Origin of the sequence: Bradyrhizobium barranii subsp. barranii, assembly GCF_017565645.3 — a bacterium.
In the GTDB taxonomy this organism is placed as follows: Bacteria; Pseudomonadota; Alphaproteobacteria; order Rhizobiales; family Xanthobacteraceae; genus Bradyrhizobium; species Bradyrhizobium barranii.
In genome coordinates, this window is record NZ_CP086136.1 from 7,518,946 (window position 1) to 7,536,229 (window position 17,284).

Annotated in this window: 14 protein-coding genes and 1 pseudogene; 7 read left to right on the forward strand and 8 right to left on the reverse strand. The window is 64.5% G+C overall.

Annotation, left to right across the window (positions count from 1 at the left end; all coding sequences use genetic code 11):
- Positions 1-266 precede the first annotated feature (266 nt).
- Positions 267-1,309 (reverse strand): annotated as a pseudogene (locus J4G43_RS36710) (IS110 family RNA-guided transposase).
- A 645-nt stretch (positions 1,310-1,954) separates the two neighbouring features.
- Between J4G43_RS36710 and J4G43_RS36715 the strand changes: the two are divergent.
- The 4 genes from J4G43_RS36715 (at position 1,955) to J4G43_RS36730 (ending at position 6,659) form a co-directional block, all read left to right on the forward strand.
- On the forward strand, positions 1,955-3,526 hold the full coding sequence (locus J4G43_RS36715) for an ABC transporter ATP-binding protein (RefSeq protein ID WP_208087890.1): 1,572 nt from the start codon (positions 1,955-1,957) through the stop codon (positions 3,524-3,526).
- Positions 3,510-4,601 (forward strand): ABC transporter permease, encoded by a 1,092-nt coding sequence (locus J4G43_RS36720; RefSeq protein WP_208087891.1) that lies wholly within the window; start codon positions 3,510-3,512, stop codon positions 4,599-4,601. The genes J4G43_RS36715 and J4G43_RS36720 overlap by 17 nt, the downstream gene beginning before the upstream one ends.
- Positions 4,588-5,505, forward strand: coding sequence for an ABC transporter permease (locus J4G43_RS36725; RefSeq protein WP_208087892.1), 918 nt, complete (start codon positions 4,588-4,590; stop codon positions 5,503-5,505). Before J4G43_RS36720 ends, J4G43_RS36725 begins: the two co-directional genes overlap by 14 nt.
- Before the next feature lie 77 nt (positions 5,506-5,582).
- Complete coding sequence (locus J4G43_RS36730) at positions 5,583-6,659, forward strand: BMP family ABC transporter substrate-binding protein (RefSeq protein WP_063986211.1); 1,077 nt, start codon at positions 5,583-5,585, stop codon at positions 6,657-6,659.
- A gap of 109 nt (positions 6,660-6,768) precedes the next feature.
- Here J4G43_RS36730 and J4G43_RS36735 read toward each other — a convergent pair whose 3' ends face one another.
- Positions 6,769-8,118: an 8-oxoguanine deaminase gene (locus J4G43_RS36735; RefSeq protein WP_208087893.1), complete on the reverse strand. Its 1,350-nt coding sequence runs from the start codon at positions 8,116-8,118 to the stop codon at positions 6,769-6,771.
- A gap of 151 nt (positions 8,119-8,269) precedes the next feature.
- Here J4G43_RS36735 and J4G43_RS36740 point away from each other — a divergent pair, with 151 nt between their 5' ends.
- Positions 8,270-9,097, forward strand: a complete 828-nt coding sequence (locus J4G43_RS36740) for an FAD binding domain-containing protein (RefSeq protein ID WP_208087894.1) — start codon at positions 8,270-8,272, stop codon at positions 9,095-9,097.
- Positions 9,094-11,820, forward strand: coding sequence for a molybdopterin-dependent oxidoreductase (locus J4G43_RS36745; RefSeq protein ID WP_208087895.1), 2,727 nt, complete (start codon positions 9,094-9,096; stop codon positions 11,818-11,820). Before J4G43_RS36740 ends, J4G43_RS36745 begins: the two co-directional genes overlap by 4 nt.
- Here the strand turns inward: J4G43_RS36745 and uraD are convergent.
- The 4 genes from uraD to J4G43_RS36765 all read right to left on the reverse strand — a co-directional run bounded on the left by uraD (position 11,817) and on the right by J4G43_RS36765 (position 14,436).
- Positions 11,817-12,704 (reverse strand): 2-oxo-4-hydroxy-4-carboxy-5-ureidoimidazoline decarboxylase, encoded by an 888-nt coding sequence (uraD, locus tag J4G43_RS36750; RefSeq protein WP_208087896.1) that lies wholly within the window; start codon positions 12,702-12,704, stop codon positions 11,817-11,819. The genes J4G43_RS36745 and uraD overlap by 4 nt on opposite strands.
- Positions 12,705-12,709: 5 nt before the next feature.
- The gene (puuE, locus tag J4G43_RS36755) at positions 12,710-13,645 is read right to left on the reverse strand and encodes an allantoinase PuuE (RefSeq protein ID WP_208087897.1); all 936 of its coding nucleotides are present in this window, start codon (positions 13,643-13,645) and stop codon (positions 12,710-12,712) included.
- Positions 13,646-14,059: a DUF3830 family protein gene (locus J4G43_RS36760; protein ID WP_014493672.1), complete on the reverse strand. Its 414-nt coding sequence runs from the start codon at positions 14,057-14,059 to the stop codon at positions 13,646-13,648. It abuts the gene before it with no gap.
- Positions 14,060-14,148: 89 nt separating this feature from the next.
- Positions 14,149-14,436 carry a hypothetical protein gene (locus J4G43_RS36765; RefSeq protein WP_038934641.1) on the reverse strand — a complete coding sequence of 96 codons (288 nt, stop codon included), beginning with the start codon at positions 14,434-14,436 and terminating at the stop codon, positions 14,149-14,151.
- Between the two features lie 253 nt (positions 14,437-14,689).
- Between J4G43_RS36765 and J4G43_RS36770 the strand changes: the two genes are divergently transcribed.
- Positions 14,690-14,905, forward strand: coding sequence for a hypothetical protein (locus tag J4G43_RS36770; RefSeq protein WP_208087898.1), 216 nt, complete (start codon positions 14,690-14,692; stop codon positions 14,903-14,905).
- Positions 14,906-15,223: 318 nt separating this feature from the next.
- On the opposite strand, the gene J4G43_RS36775 is transcribed toward J4G43_RS36770, so the two are convergent.
- Positions 15,224-16,399 carry an IS481 family transposase gene (locus tag J4G43_RS36775; protein WP_208087899.1) on the reverse strand — a complete coding sequence of 392 codons (1,176 nt, stop codon included), beginning with the start codon at positions 16,397-16,399 and terminating at the stop codon, positions 15,224-15,226.
- 327 nt (positions 16,400-16,726) lie between these two features.
- Positions 16,727-17,227 (reverse strand): hypothetical protein, encoded by a 501-nt coding sequence (locus J4G43_RS36780; protein WP_208087900.1) that lies wholly within the window; start codon positions 17,225-17,227, stop codon positions 16,727-16,729.
- Positions 17,228-17,284: the final 57 nt, after the last annotated feature.

Consider the following 17,284-nt stretch of genomic DNA (forward strand, 5'->3'; position numbering starts at 1 on the left):
ATGTGGAACGGCCCGCGAGGCAAGAGCTTTTTTCAGTCGATTTCACACATTGGGACGGTGCGGTCATATGTCCGGCCTTTGCGCGCGGCACAATATGGCCGCTGGCCTCGATGAGATCCGCGGAACGAGGAGCCAAATCAAGTTTACGCGCTTGAGCGCATTGGGGGCAGTAGCTTCACTCGTTTCGGGATTTCGTCCCAAGGGTTCATCGCCTGTTGTTGCACCTTGCCCTCTGCCGGCCTGCGCCGGTCAGATCGTTTTGGCGGTCACTGCGTCACCGCGGTAACCGCCAATGGGTCGGGACGCCGATAAATTCCGCCCTTGTTCAGGAGCGCCCAGATGATCCGCGCCGTCTTATTGGCCTGCGCGACGGCGGCAACCTTGAAGGGCCGTCTGGCGAGAAGGGCCTTCAGCCACGGCCGCGCCCGAGCGTCGTTTCGGACGACGCGCAAGACGGCCGTTGCCCCGACAACGAGGAGAGAGCGGAGTTCCGGATTTCCCATCTTCGATATTCGTCCCAGCCGCTCTTTGCCTCCGCTTGAATGAGACCGCGGCGTCAATCCCAGCCAGGCGGCAAAGTGGCGAGCCGACTTGAACCCGCCGGGATCCGGCACAAGCGCCTTGATGGTCGCCGCCGTAATGGCGCCGACGCCAGGATTGTGGTCAACCGACGCATGTCCTCGTCGCGCTTGGCCTCCACGACGATTGCGCGCTCGAGCCTCTCGATCTGGTCGGCTGAAGCTTCAATCTCGTCGGCAATAGCCATCAGCGCGAAGCGCGCTGCTGCGGGCAGGCGAGCATCTGTCTCATCCCGTATGATTGCGACCAGCGCCTCAACCTTTGCCAGGCCGACGGTGGCGATGATCCCCAATTCTGCCAGATGCGCGCGCAACGCGTTGACCGCCTGCGTTCGCTGCCGCACTAGAAGAGCGCGGGTCTTCAGCACCATCGCGGCAGCCTGTTGCTCAGCCGTCTTAATCGGCACGAAGCGCATGGTCTTTCGGGTCACCGCTTCGCTGATGGCCTCCGCGTCCGCCGCATCCGTCTTACCACGCTTGACGAAGGGTTTGACATAAGCCGGCGGAATGAGCCGGACCTCATGACCGAGAGCTGCGATCTCGCGTGCCCAATAGTGGGCGCTACCGCATGCTTCCATTCCCACCAGGCATGGTGGCAGCTTCTCAAAGAAACGCAGAACTTCGCTGCGCCGTAGCTTCCGGTTGAACACGGGTGAGCCCTCGGCATCCGCCCCGTGAACCTGGAAAACGTGCTTGGCCAAATCGAGCCCGATGGTGATAACCTGTTTCACGGAACGGTCCCTCCTTTGTGGCGTTCGAACAACGACCACGTTCTAGCACTTTGATGCTGTTGGAGCGGGCCGTTCCACCACATCAAGTTTGGACACGTAAAAATGAACGCCCCTTGGGTGCGACACTTGCGCCGATCTCCCGGAGTGAGAAGCCTCAACTTCTTTCAAGGCATGCCGCTTGTTTCGGCAGGAGGCGGCCTTTCAACGCGGGAATTCGAGGATTTTTTCCGTTTCGCTGTTGCGTGCGGGCGGTGACGCGATGCCGAACATTCCCGTTTGATTTCATTTGTCTTTTGTGGCGGCGCAAGAATGCAGACACAATTGACGACAGCGACCGTTGGCCCGGTCGGGACTTGCATACGCGCGCCGGCGCGACTTTGCTCAACTTCACGTCAGGCCTGCACAGCGAGTTCCGATTTGGTTTGAGCCGTCACAAATTTGCAACAGGCGTCTCTCGCAGGTGGCCGCCGCAATGGCTCTTCCGAATGTCGGTTGGCGACGATCATGGACTGACAAGGGCCGCGACTCGCGACACTGACCGCCTGCCAAAGCGTTGAGCAAGGGATGACGCTTTTTCACATCTTACGCGACGGTTCAAACTAGCCCACAATTGAGGCACTTCACCCCGTGCCAGCGCATCAGCGAATGTTAGATCAGACGTCCAACGACCTGCATTCCGGCGAGCCCCCTCTGCTTCAGACGATCGGGCTCACCAAGCGCTATGGTGATTTCCTCGCCAACGACTCCATCAGCATCGAGATCCAGCCGAAACAGATCCATGCCCTGCTCGGCGAGAACGGCGCCGGCAAGTCGACGCTGGTCAAAGCGATCTACGGGCTGATCCAGCCCAGCGCCGGCGAGATCCGCTGGCAGGGCCACCCCATCGTGCTGTCGGGTCCGTCAGAGGCGCGCAGCCGCGGCATCGGCATGGTGTTCCAGCATTTCTCGCTGTTCGACAATCTCACGGTCGCCGAGAACGTCGCGCTCGGCCTCGACGGCAGGGAATCCTTCAAGGACATGTCGGCGCGGCTGGAGCAGGTGTCGAAGACCTACGGCCTTCCGCTCGATCCCAGGCGCGAGGTCTGGCAACTCTCGGTCGGCGAGCGCCAGCGCATCGAGATCGTCCGCGCGCTGATGCAGGATCCGAAATTCCTGATCCTGGACGAGCCGACCGCCGTGCTGACACCGCAGGAGGCCGACCAGCTTTTCATCGTGCTGGAACGCCTCAAGGCCGAAGGCCGCGCCATCCTCTACATCAGCCACAAGCTGGAGGAGGTGAAGCGGCTCTGCGACACCGCCACGATCCTGCGCGGCGGCAAGAAGGTCGAGACCTGCAATCCCCGGCTCGAGACCGCGGCCTCGCTCGCGCGGATGATGGTCGGCGGCGAGATCAGGGAAGTGAAGGCACCGGCAGGCCGGAAGACCACCGTGCCGCGACTCGTCATCAACGACCTTTCACTCGCGCCGAGCGAGGCGCATGGCGTGCGGCTCGAGCACATCTCGTTCGAGCTGAAGGGCGGCGAGATCCTCGGCATCGCCGGCGTCGCCGGCAACGGCCAGGACGAGTTGTTCGCCGCGCTCTCCGGCGAGCGCCTGTCGAACGACCCCGGCACCGTCGTGATCGAAGGCATCGCCGCCGGCCACCTCTCGATCACCCGGCGCCGCAAGCTGGGCGCGGCCTTCGTCCCGGAGGAACGGCTCGGCCACGGCACCGCGCCGCGCATGAAGCTGTCGGAGAACGCGCTACTGACCGGGCACGCCGCCAGCGGCATGGTCCATCACGGCTTCATCGACACCGCGGCGACACTAAAGACCGTGGACCGCGCCACCGAAACGTTCGACGTGCGCAAGGCCAAGCGGGATCCGGAAGCGGCGAGCCTGTCCGGCGGCAATCTGCAGAAGTTCATCGTCGGCCGCGAGATCCTGCGCAACCCCGCGGTGCTGGTGGTGAGCCAGCCGACCTGGGGCGTCGATGCCGGCGCCGCCGCCGTGATCCGCCAGGCGCTGCTTGATCTCGCAACCGCAGGCGCCGCCGTGCTCGTCACCAGCCAGGATCTCGACGAGCTCGCGGAGATCGCCGATCGGATCGCCGTGATGTTCCACGGCCGGCTGTCGGCGCCGCTTGCAACAAGCGAAGCCACGCGCGAAAAACTCGGCCTGTTGATGGGGGGCAGCAGCCTGGAGCCGAAGGAGGCCGCGCATGCAGTTGGTGCTTGAGAAGCGCGTCGAGCGTTCCAACACGATCGCGCTGGTCTCGCCGCTGATCGCGATCGGCCTCACGATCGCGACCATGACCGTCCTGTTCGCGATCCTCGGCAAGAATCCACTTCTCGCGCTGCAAGCCTATTTCATCGCGCCGTTGACCGACGACTATTCACTGCAGGAGATCGCGGTGAAGGCGACGCCTCTGGTGATGATCGCGATCGGGTTGTCGCTCTGCTATCTCGCCAATGCCTGGAACATCGGCGCCGAAGGGCAATTCCTGATCGGCGCGGTGGCCGGGAGCTGGATCGCGGTGAAGACGCAGGGCACCGATGCCGGCGCCTGGGTGCTTCCGGTCATGCTCGTGCTCGCCGCCGCGGCAGGCGCGCTCTATGCGCTGATCCCAGCGATCTGCAAGGTGAAGTTCGGCGCCAGCGAAATCCTGACCAGCCTGATGCTGGTCTATGTCGCCGACCTCTTCCTCGACTATCTCGTGCGCGGCCCCTGGCGCGATCCGCACGGCTTCAACTTCCCGACGACGGCGGAATTCGATCCTGTGGCGACAGTCCCGCTGCTGATCGAAGGCGGCCGGCTGCATCTCGGCTCGATCATCGCCCTGCTAGTCGTCGCGGCAGCCGCGATCCTGCTCGGCCGAACCATCAAGGGCTTTGGGATTCGCGTGGTCGGCGCGGCGCCGCGCGCGGCCCGGTTCGGCGGCTTCAACGCCAACCAGTTGGTCATCCTGACTTTCGCTGTGTCGGGCGCGCTCGCCGGGCTCGCCGGCATCATCGAGGTCGCGGGTCCGGTCGGGCATCTTCAGCCCGGCATCTCGCCCGGCTACGGCTTTACCGCGATCATCGTCGCCTTCCTCGGCCGGCTGAACCCGCTTGGAATATTAATTGCAGGCCTTTTCCTCGCATTGACCTTTATCGGCGGCGAGCAGGCGCAGATCGCGATGAAGATCCCGTTGGACGTCACCAAAGTTTTCCAGGGCATCCTCCTGTTCTACGTCCTCGCCTGCGATTCCCTCATTCTCTACCGCTTCAAGCTGGTGCTCCCGAACCGACAGGTGCCCCGTGGAACTGGTTGAAGCCATCATCCTCGCGGTGCTCGCCGCATCCACGCCGCTCCTGATCGCGGCGACCGGCGAGCTCGTGACCGAGCGCTCCGGCGTGCTCAATCTCGGCGTCGAGGGCATGATGATCGTCGGTGCGGCCTGCGGTTTTGCGGGTGCGTGGCTCACCGGATCGATCTTCATCGGCGCGCTGTTCGGCATCGTCGCGGGCACGCTGATGTCGCTGGTGTTCGCGCTGATGACGCTCGGGCTCGCCGTCAACCAGGTTGCAACGGGTCTCGCGCTGACCATCCTCGGCGTCGGCCTGTCCGGCCTGATCGGCGCGGGCTTCGTCGGCGAGCGCATCACGCCCGCGATGCACCTCTATATTCCCAGCCTCACGGACATGCCGCTGATTGGCCGGGTGTTGTTCGGCGAGGACGCCTTCGTCTATTTCTCCATCGCACTCGTCATCGGCGTCTGGTGGTTCCTGTACCGCACGCGGGCGGGTTTGATCCTCCGCGCCTGCGGCGACAACCATGTCTCCGCGCATGCGCTCGGCTACCCCGTGCTGCGCATCCGCACCTTCGCCGTGATATTCGGCGGCGCCTGCGCAGGCCTCGCCGGCGCCTATCTGCCGCTCGCCTACACGCCGTTCTTCATTCCCGGCATGACCGCGGGCCGCGGCTGGATCGCGCTGGCACTGGTCGTGTTTTCGTCCTGGCGGCCGGGCCGGCTCGTGGTCGGCGCCTACCTGTTCGGCGCGGTGACGATCCTGCAACTGCACGCGCAGGGCTGGGGCGTCGGCATTCCCTCGCAGTTCATGTCGGCGCTGCCTTACCTCGCAACCGTCATCGTTCTGGTCCTGCTCTCACGCGCGCGCACCGGCGGCTCGACCGCGCCGGCCGCACTCGGCACCGTGTTCGTGCCCGACCGCTGAATTTCATTTCCGCGGCGTGCGCGATGGGGCGCGTACGTTGCGGATCGTGGCTGTCCCCTGATGTTTGGAGATTGATGATGAGGAAATCACTTCTTGCGCTGGCTGCCGGGCTTTTGCTTGCCGGAAGCGTCAGTGCAGCCTCCGCCGCCGACAAGCTGAAAGTCGGTTTCATCTATCTGGGTCCGATCGGAGACTTGGGCTGGACCTACCAGCACGACCTCGCGCGCCAGGCCCTGGTGAAGGAGCTGGGCGACAAGATCGAGACCACCTATCTCGAGAACGTGCCCGAAGGTCCCGACGCCGAGCGCTCCATCGAGCAGCTCGTCCGCGCCGGCAACAAGCTGATCTTCACGACCTCGTTCGGCTACATGGACCCGACGCTGAAGGTCGCCAAGAAATATCCGAACGTGCATTTCGAGCACGCCACCGGCTACAAGCGCAACCCGAACATGTCGACCTACTCGGCCAAATGGTGGCAGGGCCGCTACATCCAGGGCCTGATCGCGGCCAAGATGTCGAAGTCCGGGGTGCTCGGCTATATCGGCTCGTTCCCGATTCCGGAGGTCGTCTCCGGCATCAACGCGACGATCCTCGCGGCGCAGACCATCAACCCGAACATCAAGGTCAAGATCATCTGGGCCAACACCTGGTTCGACCCGGGCAAGGAGGCCGACGCCGCCAAGGCACTGATCGACCAGGGCGCCGACGTGATCATGCAGCACACGGATTCGCCCGCGGCGATGCAGATTGCCAGCGAACGCGGCAAGCTTGCTTTCGGCCAGGATTCCGAGATGATCAAGTTCGGGCCGAAGACCCAGCTCACCTCGATCCTGGACACCTGGGGCCCTTACTACATCGAGCGTGTCAAGGCCGAGCTCGCCGGCACCTGGAAGTCCGAGGACAGCTGGGGTGGCCTCGACAGCCATATGTTTGCGATGGCGCCCTACACCAACATGCCTGACGACGTGAAGAAGCTCGCCGAGGATGCCCAGGCCGCGATCACAGCGGGCAAGCTGCATCCGTTCAAGTGCCCGGTCGTTGGGCAGGACGGCAAGCCGGTCGAGTGCAAAGGTGGCGATCACCTCGATGACGGCCAGATTCTCGGCATGAATTTCTATGTCAAAGGCATCGACGACAAGCTTCCGGGCAAGTAGCACGCTTCTTGCATTGCCTAGATCACCTGCTCCTCCCGGAGGAGGTTCGGAGGGGGTGGCCAGAAGCACCCGGCACTTGTGGTCGCCCCCTCTTTCTTTTTTGCCCGGATTATCCCGCCTGCATCGCCCGCGCCGCGGAACTGTGGCGGCGAATGAGATCGGGAACATCCAGTCCCGGGATCGCGCCGTCGATCACGGCCCATTGTCCCGCCACCATCACCCTGTCGGCCCGATGCGCCCCGCACAGCACCAGCGCGGCCAGCGGATCGCCGTGACCGGAGAAGCGTAGCTCGTCGAGCCTGAACAGGGCGAGATCGGCGGCCTTGCCGACGGCGATCTCGCCCAGCTCCGGCCGGCCGACGCAGGCCGCCGAGCCCTTGGTGGCCCAGCGCAGCGCATCCTTGTGGCTGACCTTGGCCACTCCGTAGCGCGCCCGCTGCAGCAGGAACGCCGCCCGCACCTCCTGCATCAAATTCGATCCGTCGTTCGAGGCCGAGCCGTCGACGCCGATGCCGATACCGACACCGGCCTCCTCCATCTCGCACACCGGGCAGCAGCCCGACGCCAGAATCTGGTTGCTGCACGCGCAATGGCTAATGGTCGTCTTCGCCTTGCCGAGCCGCTTCATTTCCTCCGCATTGAAGAAGATGCCATGGGCGAGCCAGGTCCGCGCATTGAGCCAGCCGCATTGCTCGAGATAGTCGAGCGGGCGGCAGCCATACATCTGCTGGCAGAATTTGTTCTCGTCCTCGGTCTCGGCGAGATGGGTGTGCAGTCGCACGTGCAGCTTGTCGGCGAGATCGGCGGTGGCGCGCATCAGGGACGTCGTGACCGAGAATGGTGAACATGGCGCCAGCGCGATCTGCACCATCGCATCCGCGCCGCGCTGGTGATGCTTTGCAACCACCCGCGCGCTGTCGGCGAGGATCGTGTCCTCGTCCTGTACGACGCTGTCAGGCGGCAGGCCGCCGTCGCGCTGCGACAGGTTCATCGAACCGCGCGTGAGCAGCACCCGGACACCGAGCCGTTTTGCGACTGCGACCTCGATATCGACGGACTCCTCGAGTCCCGCCGGGAACACATAGTGGTGATCCGTTGTGGTGGTGCAGCCCGAGAGCAGGAGCTCGGACATCGCCACGGTGACGCCGAGCTCGAGTGCTTCAGGCGTCATCCTCGCCCACACCGGATAGAGCGCCTGGAGCCAGGGAAACAGCTCGCGGTCCATCGCCACCGGCAGCGCCCGCGTCAGCGTCTGGTAGAAATGATGATGCGTGTTGATCAGGCCCGGCAGCACGACATGCTCGCCCGCGTCGAACACCGCGACATTCGCCGTCGCAGGCCTGCCGCCGGCCGGCACGAGCTCGACAATCCGGCCATCACTCACCACGATCCCGCGCTCGGCACCATCAGCGAGGATGGCGAGGGGATCCCTGATCCAGATCGGCTTTGCATCGCTCATGATCGTGGTCTCCTCACATCCGCTGATGACAAGGCCGGCAAGGCGGCCGCCGGCCCGATCACCTTCATGCTACGACTTGCTTGTTGCGACTTGGCTCCGGTCTTGCAAGACTCATCTGTACGATTCACGGGCGAAAAGCTTTGGCGCAGCCATGGATTTGAATACCATCACGACGGTGGCCCATCCGCAAACGCGCGCGCAACTGCCCGCCTGGGCGGAAGGTGATGCTTGGCTCGCGGGCGGCACCTGGCTGTTCTCGGAGCCGCAGGTCCACCTGAAGCGGCTGATCGATCTCACTGACCTGAAATGGCCGGCGCTGACGATCACCGACACCCATCTCACCATCTCCGCCACCTGCACCATCACGCAGCTCGACGGTTTCGCCTGCCCGCCCGACTGGCTCGCAGCCCCGCTGATCGGCCAGTGCTGCCGGGCTTTCCTTGCTTCATTCAAGATCTGGAAGACCGCGACGGTCGGCGGCAATCTCTGCATGTCGTTGCCGGCGGGACCGATGATCTCGCTCACATCAGCGCTGGACGGCGTCTGCACCATCTGGAAGGCCGGCGGCGGTGAAGAGAAGATACCCGTCGTCGACTTCGTCATTGGCAACCAGCGCAACCGCCTGACGCCAGGCGACCTGATCCGGCAGATCGATATCCCGATTGCCGCGCTGAAGCGCCGCACGGCCTTTCGCCAGATCTCGCTGGCCCCGGTCGGCCGCTCTGCGGCGCTTCTGATCGGCAGCCTGGATAGCGATGGCACGCTGACGCTGTCGGTGACCGCATCGACGGTGCGACCGATCCAGCTGTCCTTTCGCAAGGCCCCGGACGCGGGCGCGCTTCGCGACGCGATCGCGCAGCAGATCCCGGATGATCTGTACCACACCGACATCCACGGCAAGCCGATCTGGCGCAAGCATATGACGCTAAGGCTCGCCGAGGAGATTCGCGGCGAGCTCCTGGGAGCGACGCCGTCATGAGTTTCGAGGTCAACGGCAAGACGTTCCCGCAAGAGCCGCGCGCCGGCCAGTGCCTGCGCACGTTCTTGCGCGAGCTCGGCCATTTCGGCGTGAAGAAGGGCTGCGATGCCGGCGATTGCGGCGCCTGCACCGTGCTGCTCGACGGCGAGCCGGTGCACAGCTGCCTGATCCCGGCGTTCCGCGCCGAGGGGCGCGCCGTCACCACGATCGAAGGGCTCGGTGGCGACCATGGCGCGCATCCGATGCAGCAGGCCTTCCTCGACGCGCAAGGCTTCCAATGCGGCTTCTGCACCGCCGGCATGATCCTGACCTGCGCCTCGCTGAACCAGGCGCAGCGTACCGACCTCGGATCGGCGCTGAAGGGCAATATCTGTCGCTGCACCGGCTATCGCTCGATCGAGGACGCGCTGCTCGGCAAGACCAATGTCGAGGAGAGCGTCGAGCCCGGCGCCGCCTTCGGCCGCAGCCTTCCGGCGCCCGCAGGCCCCGATGTCGTGCGCGGCAAGGCGCACTACACCTTCGACACGCAGATCGACGGACTGCTGCACATCAAGCTGCTCCGCTCGCCGCACGCCCACGCGAAAATCGTCGCGATCGACAAGTCGGACGCGCTATGCGTGCCCGGCGTGCACGCGGTCCTGACGCATGAGGATGCACCTTCGGTCCTGATCTCTACCGCGCGGCATGAGAAGGACTGGATGGATCCGGAGGATACCCGCATCCTCGATGACGTCGTCCGCTTCATCGGCCAGAAGGTCGCCGCCGTCGTCGCCGAGAGCGAGGCCGCCGCCGAGGAGGCGTGCCGGCGGCTGAAGGTCGATTACGAAATCCTGCCCGCGTTGATCGACCCGGAGCAGGCGATGGCGCCGGGTGCACCTGTCATTCATCCTGACCGCACCACAGCGAACCGCATCGCCGATCCCCAGCGTAACCTCGCGGCGGAGACCCATGGCGAATACGGCGACGTGGCGGCGGCAATCGCGACGTCTGCCGTCACCTATGAGGCGACCTTCTACAGCCACCGCGTGCAGCACGCGGCGCTGGAGACCCATGGCGGCCTCGCCTGGCTCGATGCTTCAGGCGTGCTCAATGTCCGTACCTCCACGCAGGTGCCGTTCCTGACCCGCCGCGCGCTGTCGGACATCTTTGAGCTCCCCTTGGACAAGGTCCGCGTGTTCTGTGAACGCGTCGGCGGCGGCTTTGGCGGCAAGCAGGAGATGTTCGTCGAGGACATTCTGGCGCTGGCTACGCTCAAGACCGGACGACCGGTCAAGCTGGAGCTGACCCGCGAGGAGCAGTTCATCGCGACCTCGACGCGGCATCCGATGCGGGTCCACATCAAGGCCGGCGCCGATGCCGACGGCCGGCTCACCGCGCTCCAGCTCGAGGTGCTCTCCAACACCGGCGCCTACGGCAATCACGCCGGCCCCGTGATGTTCCACTCGCTGTCCGAGTCCATCGCTGTCTACAACTGTCCGAACAAGAAGGTCGATGGCTTCGCCGTCTACACCAACACGGTGCCGTCGGGCGCGTTTCGCGGCTATGGCCTGCCCCAAACGCAGATCGCGATCGAAGCCGCGATCGACGAATTGGCACGGCAGCTCGGTATCAACCCCTACGACATGCGCCGGCGCAACGTCGTCAAACCAGGCGATCCCATGCTGTCGCCGCCGCCGTCCGAATTTCATGACGTGCTCTATGGCTCCTACGGGCTCGACCAGTGCCTCGACCTCGTCGAACGCGCCATGCAGGCCGACGGCCCGCAGCCGGACCTGACGCCGGAGTGGCTGATCGGCGACGGCGTCGCGCTGACCATGATCGACACGGTGCCGCCGGCCGGCCATCTCGCGGATGCGATGATCGTACTCAACGACGACGGCGGCTTCGACCTCACCGTCGGCACCGCCGAGTTCGGTAACGGCACCAGCACCGTGCACCGGCAGATCGCGGCGACGACGCTCGCAACCACCGTCGACCGCATCCGCCTGCGCCAGTCCGACACCGCCCATGGTGGCCACGACACCGGCGCCTATGGCAGTGCGGGCACCTTCGTTGCGGGCAAGGCAACGCATGCGGCCGCGATGCAGCTCGCGACCGAACTGATCGCTGTGGCCGCCAGCGCCTGGCTGTGCGACGCCGCGAGCTGCACGCTCGACGACGAAGCAGTCGTCAGCGGCGTGCGGCGCATGTCCTTTGCCGAGCTGGCGAAGCTTGCGCGCGAACGCGGGCAGCCGTTCACGGCCAGCGGCAATTCCGAGGGGACGCCGCGCTCAGTCGGCTTCAACGTCCAGGGCTTTCGCGTTGCCGTGAACAAGGGCACCGGCGAGATCAAGATTCTCCGGAGCGTGCAGGCGGCGGACGCCGGCGTCGTCGCCAATCCCATGCAGTGCCGCGGCCAGGTCGAGGGCGGCGTCGCGCAGGCGATCGGGGCGGCGCTCTACGAGGAGATGGTGATCGACGCTACCGGCCGCGTCACCAACCCGAAATTCCGCGACTACCACCTGCCCTCCTTCGCAGACGTTCCGCGCACGGAGGTCTTCTTTGCCGAGACCTCCGACACGATCGGGCCGCTCGGCGCCAAGTCGATGAGCGAGAGCCCCTACAATCCGGTCACCGCTGCGCTCGGCAATGCGATCGCTGATGCCACCGGCATCCGCTTCACCGCGCCGCCGTTCAAGCCGGACCGGCTGTTTCCGGCGCTGCACGAGAAGTTTGGGAATTAACTTCCGCGATAGGTCGAGTAGCTCCACGGCGTGACCAGCAGCGGCACGTGGTAGTGGCTTTCCGGCTCGCTGATCGCAAAGCGCAGCGGGATCTCGTCGAGGAACGGCGGGTCTGACAGCGGCACGTTGCGCTCGGAATAATATTTGGCAACGCTGAAGCGAAGCTCGTAGCGGCTGATCGGCAGCGGACGGCCGCCGATCAGCGGCTGGTCGGTGCGGCCATCGGCATTGGTCACGGCGCGCGCGATGACGCGGCTCTCACCGAGATTCGCAAGCTCGACGAGCTCCACCGGAATGCCGGCTGCAGGCTTTCCGGCGTGATTGTCCAGCACATGAGTTGAGAGCCGGCCGTGCACTTTCAGCTTGTCGTCGGCGACGACAAGCTGATCGAGCCGCAGCGCGGAGATGCGGCCGATCTCCTCGATCGCGCGCCGCGTCTCGGTCTTGGCGATATTGCGCAACCGCGTCTCGAAGTCGCGCAACACGGAATCCCTGGTGTGACGGCGCACACAGACGATATAGGGGAAGCCGAATTTTTCGCGGTACGCATTGTTGACGCGCTCGAACGCGGCGTATTCTGCATCTGAGAGACGGTCGAGGCCGGCGCTGTTCTGCTCGTCGGTCGACTCCACCGTGAGGCCCGCGGCACGCTGGGTCTTGTTGGCGAGATCCGGATGCGCCCGGATCAGCGCGAGCTGCACGTCGGGTTCGGCAGCCTGGATCGCCGCCATCAGCGCTGAGTGCAACCGGTTGATACCGGCGAACGGCCGCTGCTCGGCGAGTTTCTCCGCAATCCAGGGCGAATATTCGACGACGTTGGCAAGGACCGCGATAAAGCCGGCCTTATCAGCAGCATTGAGATCGGCGAGCGAGATTTGCGCCATCGTCCTCACCCGATCTCGAAGGCGTCGGCGGCAAGATGGGCAAGCTTGTCGTGCCAGTGCTGCGCGATCTGCAATCGCGTCGGCACCCAGACGCGATCGCGCTTGCCGATATAGTCGAGGAAGCGGATCAGTCCCGCGGCACGGCCGGGCCGGCCGGCAAGACGGCAGTGCAGCCCCACCGACATCATCTTCGGCGCGGTCTCGCCCTCGGCATAGAGCACGTCGAAGGCGTCCCTCAGATAGGTGAAGAACTGCTCGCCTTCGGCAAACCCCTGCGGGTTGATGAAGCGCATGTCGTTGGCGTCAAGCGTATAGGGAATGATGAGCTGCTTGCCGTTCGCGCCTTTGACCCAATAGGGCAGATCGTCGGCATAGGAGTCGCAGAGATAGAGGAAGCCGCCCTCCTCCATCAGGAGGCGGTTGGTGTTGATCGAGGAGCGCCCGGTGTACCAGCCGAGCGGCCGCGAGCCCGTCGCCTCGGTGTGGACGCGAATGGACTCGGCGATCTCGGCGCGCTCCTGCGCCTCGGTCATGTCCTTGTGCTCGATCCATTTCAGGCTGTGGCTTGCGATGTCCCAGCCTGACTCCTTCATCGCCGCGACAATCTCGGGATTCCGCTTCAGCGCGGTGGCAACGCCGAACACGGTGGTCGGCCACTTCCGCTCGTTGAACATCCGCCACAGCCGCCAGAAGCCGGCGCGCGAGCCATATTCGAACATCGACTCGATATTGGCGTGGCGCTGGCCCGGCCAGGGCTGCGCGCCGAGGACGTCGGACAGAAACGCTTCCGAGGCGCGATCGCCGTGCAAGATGTTGTTCTCGCCGCCTTCCTCGAAGTTGACGACGAACTGCACCGCGACCCGCGCGTTGTCAGGCCATTGCGGATGCGGCGGGTTGCGGCCGTAACCACGGAGATCGCGCGGGTAGCGAGTATCCGTCACTCAGACTTCCTCGAAGCGGATCGGCAGGGCACCCTTCCAGAGCACGCTCTTGCCGAGGGTCGCAAGATTCTCGAGGCCCGAGGTCAGCGTGATGAAATGGTTGCCGGCGAGCTGGCCCATTTTGCTGGCGAAGTGTACGCCGCCATAGGCGAGCAGGATCTCGGTCTCGCTGATGCCGCCGGGATAGAGGATGATCTGACCCGGCGCGGGATAGCTGGTGTGGTTCTCGTAGCCGACGCCGAAATCGAGATCGCCGAGCGGCATCCAGACGCCCTCGCCGCTCCAGCGCACATGGATGATGTGGCTTTCGAACGGCAGCGCCTTGCGGAACGCAGCGACGGTCTTGGGTGCCAGTTGCTCCTCGAAGCGGGCATCGAAGGTGAAGTCGCCGGCGCGGATAACGAGTTTGCTCATCTCATCTCTCTGGATCGGGGGCCAAAGGCCCACGGGGAACTTTCAAGCAAAGAGCATTCCATCGGGCTTCGCGCAAGTGGCGCGGCCCGTCATCTGCGGTCGTAGGACCAGCCGAAAATACCGCTCCGACGCACCTCTGGCTCGGGCTCGGCGGCGGGCGCGGCCGAAGGGGGCGCCTCCTTCAGTTCCGCCTGTGGCGGAGGTGGAGGCGGCGCCGGCAGATTCTCGCATTTCATGGAGTAGACCAGCTTGCCGTCCGCGGTCCGCCCGATCGGGGCGCAGGGGTCTGGATGCGCTGCGGAGGTCTTTGGCGTGAGCTTAACCTGCGCGGCCGCCGGCGAGGCGATCAGGAGAAGGACCAGCAGATATTTCGACATCGTTGTCGCCTGAGAACTCAATTTGCCTCATTGAACCGGATTGCCGGGGGCAAGTCCACCGGCGCTGCGGGCGCGATTGCCGAATATTGGGCCGGCGCTAGAAAATTTGCTCGCCCCAACGTGATGGCCGCGCTTCGGATCGTGAAACCGGCCCGGCTGATATCCGGCAGGACACATCGCCATGTCAGCCACGAGCGCGAACACAGGAGACATTTTTCTCACAGCCTGAATCGCCGTCACGGGAGAAACAATCATGCGAAAGACCTTTGCCATTCTCGGCGCCACCCTGATTGCCGCCGCCACCATCCAGACCGCCGCCGCGAGCGACCGCCACCACAGAAGCAAGGCACAACCGGCCCCGATCACCCAGTCGGTCCGCGACTCCAACGCGTTCTGGCCGTCGCAGCCGACCACACCCGACTGGCAGCGCTACGCCAACGGCGCGCTGTCGGCACCGGCGGGACGGTGATGCGGGCGTAGAACGCGGTTGCTGCGACGTCTCTCGTGTCCCGGACGCGCTGCAACGCGCAAGCGTTGCTGCGCAGAGCCGGGACCCAAAAGCGACACGGTACAATGCGGAGAGTAGAATGCGGAGATATGGGCCCCGGCTCTGCAGCACACCGCAAGAGCGCTGCGCTGCGTCCGGGGCACGAGACGGAGTATGGGGCAGCGGCGGCGTCCTCCAAGTGCCATTGTCATTCCCCGCGCAGGCGGGGAATCCAGTACGCCGCGGCCTCTCGGCTCAATCACAGCCGTCTCTGGAATGCTAGATCGCCCGGTCAAGTGTTTAGTCCGGAGACATGGCTGACACCTGTTCGGACACATCACTGACAGGTTGGCCATTGGTCAAGTCGATCGATGCGACCTGCCAGCTGGCGAAGAAGATTCCGTAGTGGCCGTCACGAACCAGTGGCCGGATGGCAAGGCGTTCGCGGGCGAAGGCCTGGGGAACTTTCCAGAAGCGTCCCTTGAAGGAGATGTAGGGTCTTGTCGATGAGACCCTGCGCACGATCTCGCCGCTGTCGTATTCGACGTTCGGAACGCGGGCCGGCATGGGGCGAGCACTTGGCCGGAAGCGATCGGCAGGGACCTGCATATCGAGGCCTTGGTGAGGCCGCTCCAGATTGTAGACCGGCCGCCAGGCGTCGAAGGCGCGCTGGACTTCCGGGAGAGTTCGGAAGCGGCGCATTGCAAACACCTCGGCCTTCAGGGTGCGATGGAAGCGCTCGTTCTTGCCGCGGGCCTGTGGGTGGCATGGCCTGGCGTGCACCACCCTGACGCCAAGCTTGAGCAGCCACACCTTCAGTCCGGTCCAACGAATGCCGGACGTATCGCCCCAGGGTGAGCCATTGTCGGTGTAGAAGGCCTCTGGCAGGCCATAGCAGCGGAACGTCGTCGACAGGTGATTCTGCACGGTGAGACGCTGCTCGTCGGCACATGCCTTCAGGCACAGCACGTAGCGCGAGTGATCGTCGACGATGGTCAGCGGATGGCATCGTGTCCCGTCGGCCAGCGGCAGGTGGCCCTTGAAGTCCATCTGCCACAGCAGATTGGGAGCTTCCTTCTCGAACCGGTGGCCCGGATTGGGCGGCGCATTCTCACTCGGTTTGACCCGGCCGTTCCGACACAGGATCTGGTGCACCGTTGATGGCACAGGCACCGTCTGCCCGCCCCGCTTCAGGCAATGGGCAATCTTCCGTGCTCCCCAAGCCGGATGCTTGTCGCGTACAGCCAGGACTTCTACTTCGACCGCAGCCTCACTCCGCTTGGGCATCGCATGCGGGCGCCGGGAGCGGTCGGCCAGCTCCCGATCGCCGGCCTGCCAGCGCGCCAGCCACTTGTAGCCGACGTCAGGACTGATGTTGAACCGACGGCACAGTTCGCGCCGGTTGGCGCCCTCCTGCAAAGCCAGCCGCACACACTCGTGACGCTGATCCATCACTGACACCTCGCTCCAAGGCATGGACGGCCTCCCGAATCGGACCAATCCAGCCAATGTTGATGTGTCAGCTATGTCTCCGAACACCCGTCAGTGATCTGTCCGGGCTAAACATCAAGCCGGGCGATGACAGCGAGTGCTGCAGACGCACCAATGGCCGACGCGCTGACAGTCGCAGACCCTTTGGCGATGGGCGGGCCGTCGCTCTCGGTCATCGTGTTCGTTCCTGTTGCGTCGCGACAGGATAACTCGCTTCCGCTTTTTTGGCGGCATAGCGAACCTTGCCCGGACTTGCCGGTAGGTCAACCGAATGACCCCAACCGGACTTTGGCTGCGGGCCTCACGCATGCGCTACGCGGTTCGGGATGAACCCTGCATGACACGCTTGACCACCATGGCCGCGATCCCCGCGAGCACGGCCTTTGCCTGCGGGGACGCAAGTATGTCGATGATCGGGTTCGACGGTTGGGCTTGCTCGTGAGGCTGGGCATCGCCACTGGCGAGGATATCCCGGAGCTGACCGGGCCTCCCATGCAGATCGGTGAGCACCTCGCCCAGTTCCTTCGGTTCGGGGGCCACTTGTCCCGGTAGCGCCACGCCGCGCGCGGCGGCTCGCTCCTGCAGCATCTTCACGAACGCCGCCCGTTCTTCCGGCGAAAGCTTGCCCAACGCTTCTATCGCTGCCTGCGCGTACTGGTCAGACGGCACGGCGTGTGACACATCACCATACCGTTTGAGAACCTCTTGATCGGAATAACCCTCCGACGGATTTCCTTGTTCGTATCGATCAACGAAATCCCGATACTCTTTCTGGAGTTGCCCACCGCCCAGTAACTCGTCAAGGATACCCATGTACAGCTCCTCCTTGCGTGATTTAGCTCAGGCTGCTTGCCACAGACAACCACACGT

Coding starts and splice junctions, on each gene's coding strand:
- J4G43_RS36715 (WP_208087890.1), top strand. CDS start 1,955: ATGTTAGATCAGACGTCCAACGACCTGCATTCCGGCGAGCCCCCTCTG.
- J4G43_RS36720 (WP_208087891.1), top strand. CDS start 3,510: ATGCAGTTGGTGCTTGAGAAGCGCGTCGAGCGTTCCAACACGATCGCG.
- J4G43_RS36730 (WP_063986211.1), top strand. CDS start 5,583: ATGAGGAAATCACTTCTTGCGCTGGCTGCCGGGCTTTTGCTTGCCGGA.
- J4G43_RS36735 (WP_208087893.1), bottom strand. CDS start 8,118: ATGAGCGATGCAAAGCCGATCTGGATCAGGGATCCCCTCGCCATCCTC.
- J4G43_RS36740 (WP_208087894.1), top strand. CDS start 8,270: ATGGATTTGAATACCATCACGACGGTGGCCCATCCGCAAACGCGCGCG.
- J4G43_RS36745 (WP_208087895.1), top strand. CDS start 9,094: ATGAGTTTCGAGGTCAACGGCAAGACGTTCCCGCAAGAGCCGCGCGCC.
- uraD (WP_208087896.1), bottom strand. CDS start 12,704: ATGGCGCAAATCTCGCTCGCCGATCTCAATGCTGCTGATAAGGCCGGC.
- J4G43_RS36760 (WP_014493672.1), bottom strand. CDS start 14,059: ATGAGCAAACTCGTTATCCGCGCCGGCGACTTCACCTTCGATGCCCGC.
- J4G43_RS36765 (WP_038934641.1), bottom strand. CDS start 14,436: ATGTCGAAATATCTGCTGGTCCTTCTCCTGATCGCCTCGCCGGCGGCC.
- J4G43_RS36770 (WP_208087898.1), top strand. CDS start 14,690: ATGCGAAAGACCTTTGCCATTCTCGGCGCCACCCTGATTGCCGCCGCC.
- J4G43_RS36775 (WP_208087899.1), bottom strand. CDS start 16,399: ATGCCTTGGAGCGAGGTGTCAGTGATGGATCAGCGTCACGAGTGTGTG.
- J4G43_RS36780 (WP_208087900.1), bottom strand. CDS start 17,227: ATGGGTATCCTTGACGAGTTACTGGGCGGTGGGCAACTCCAGAAAGAG.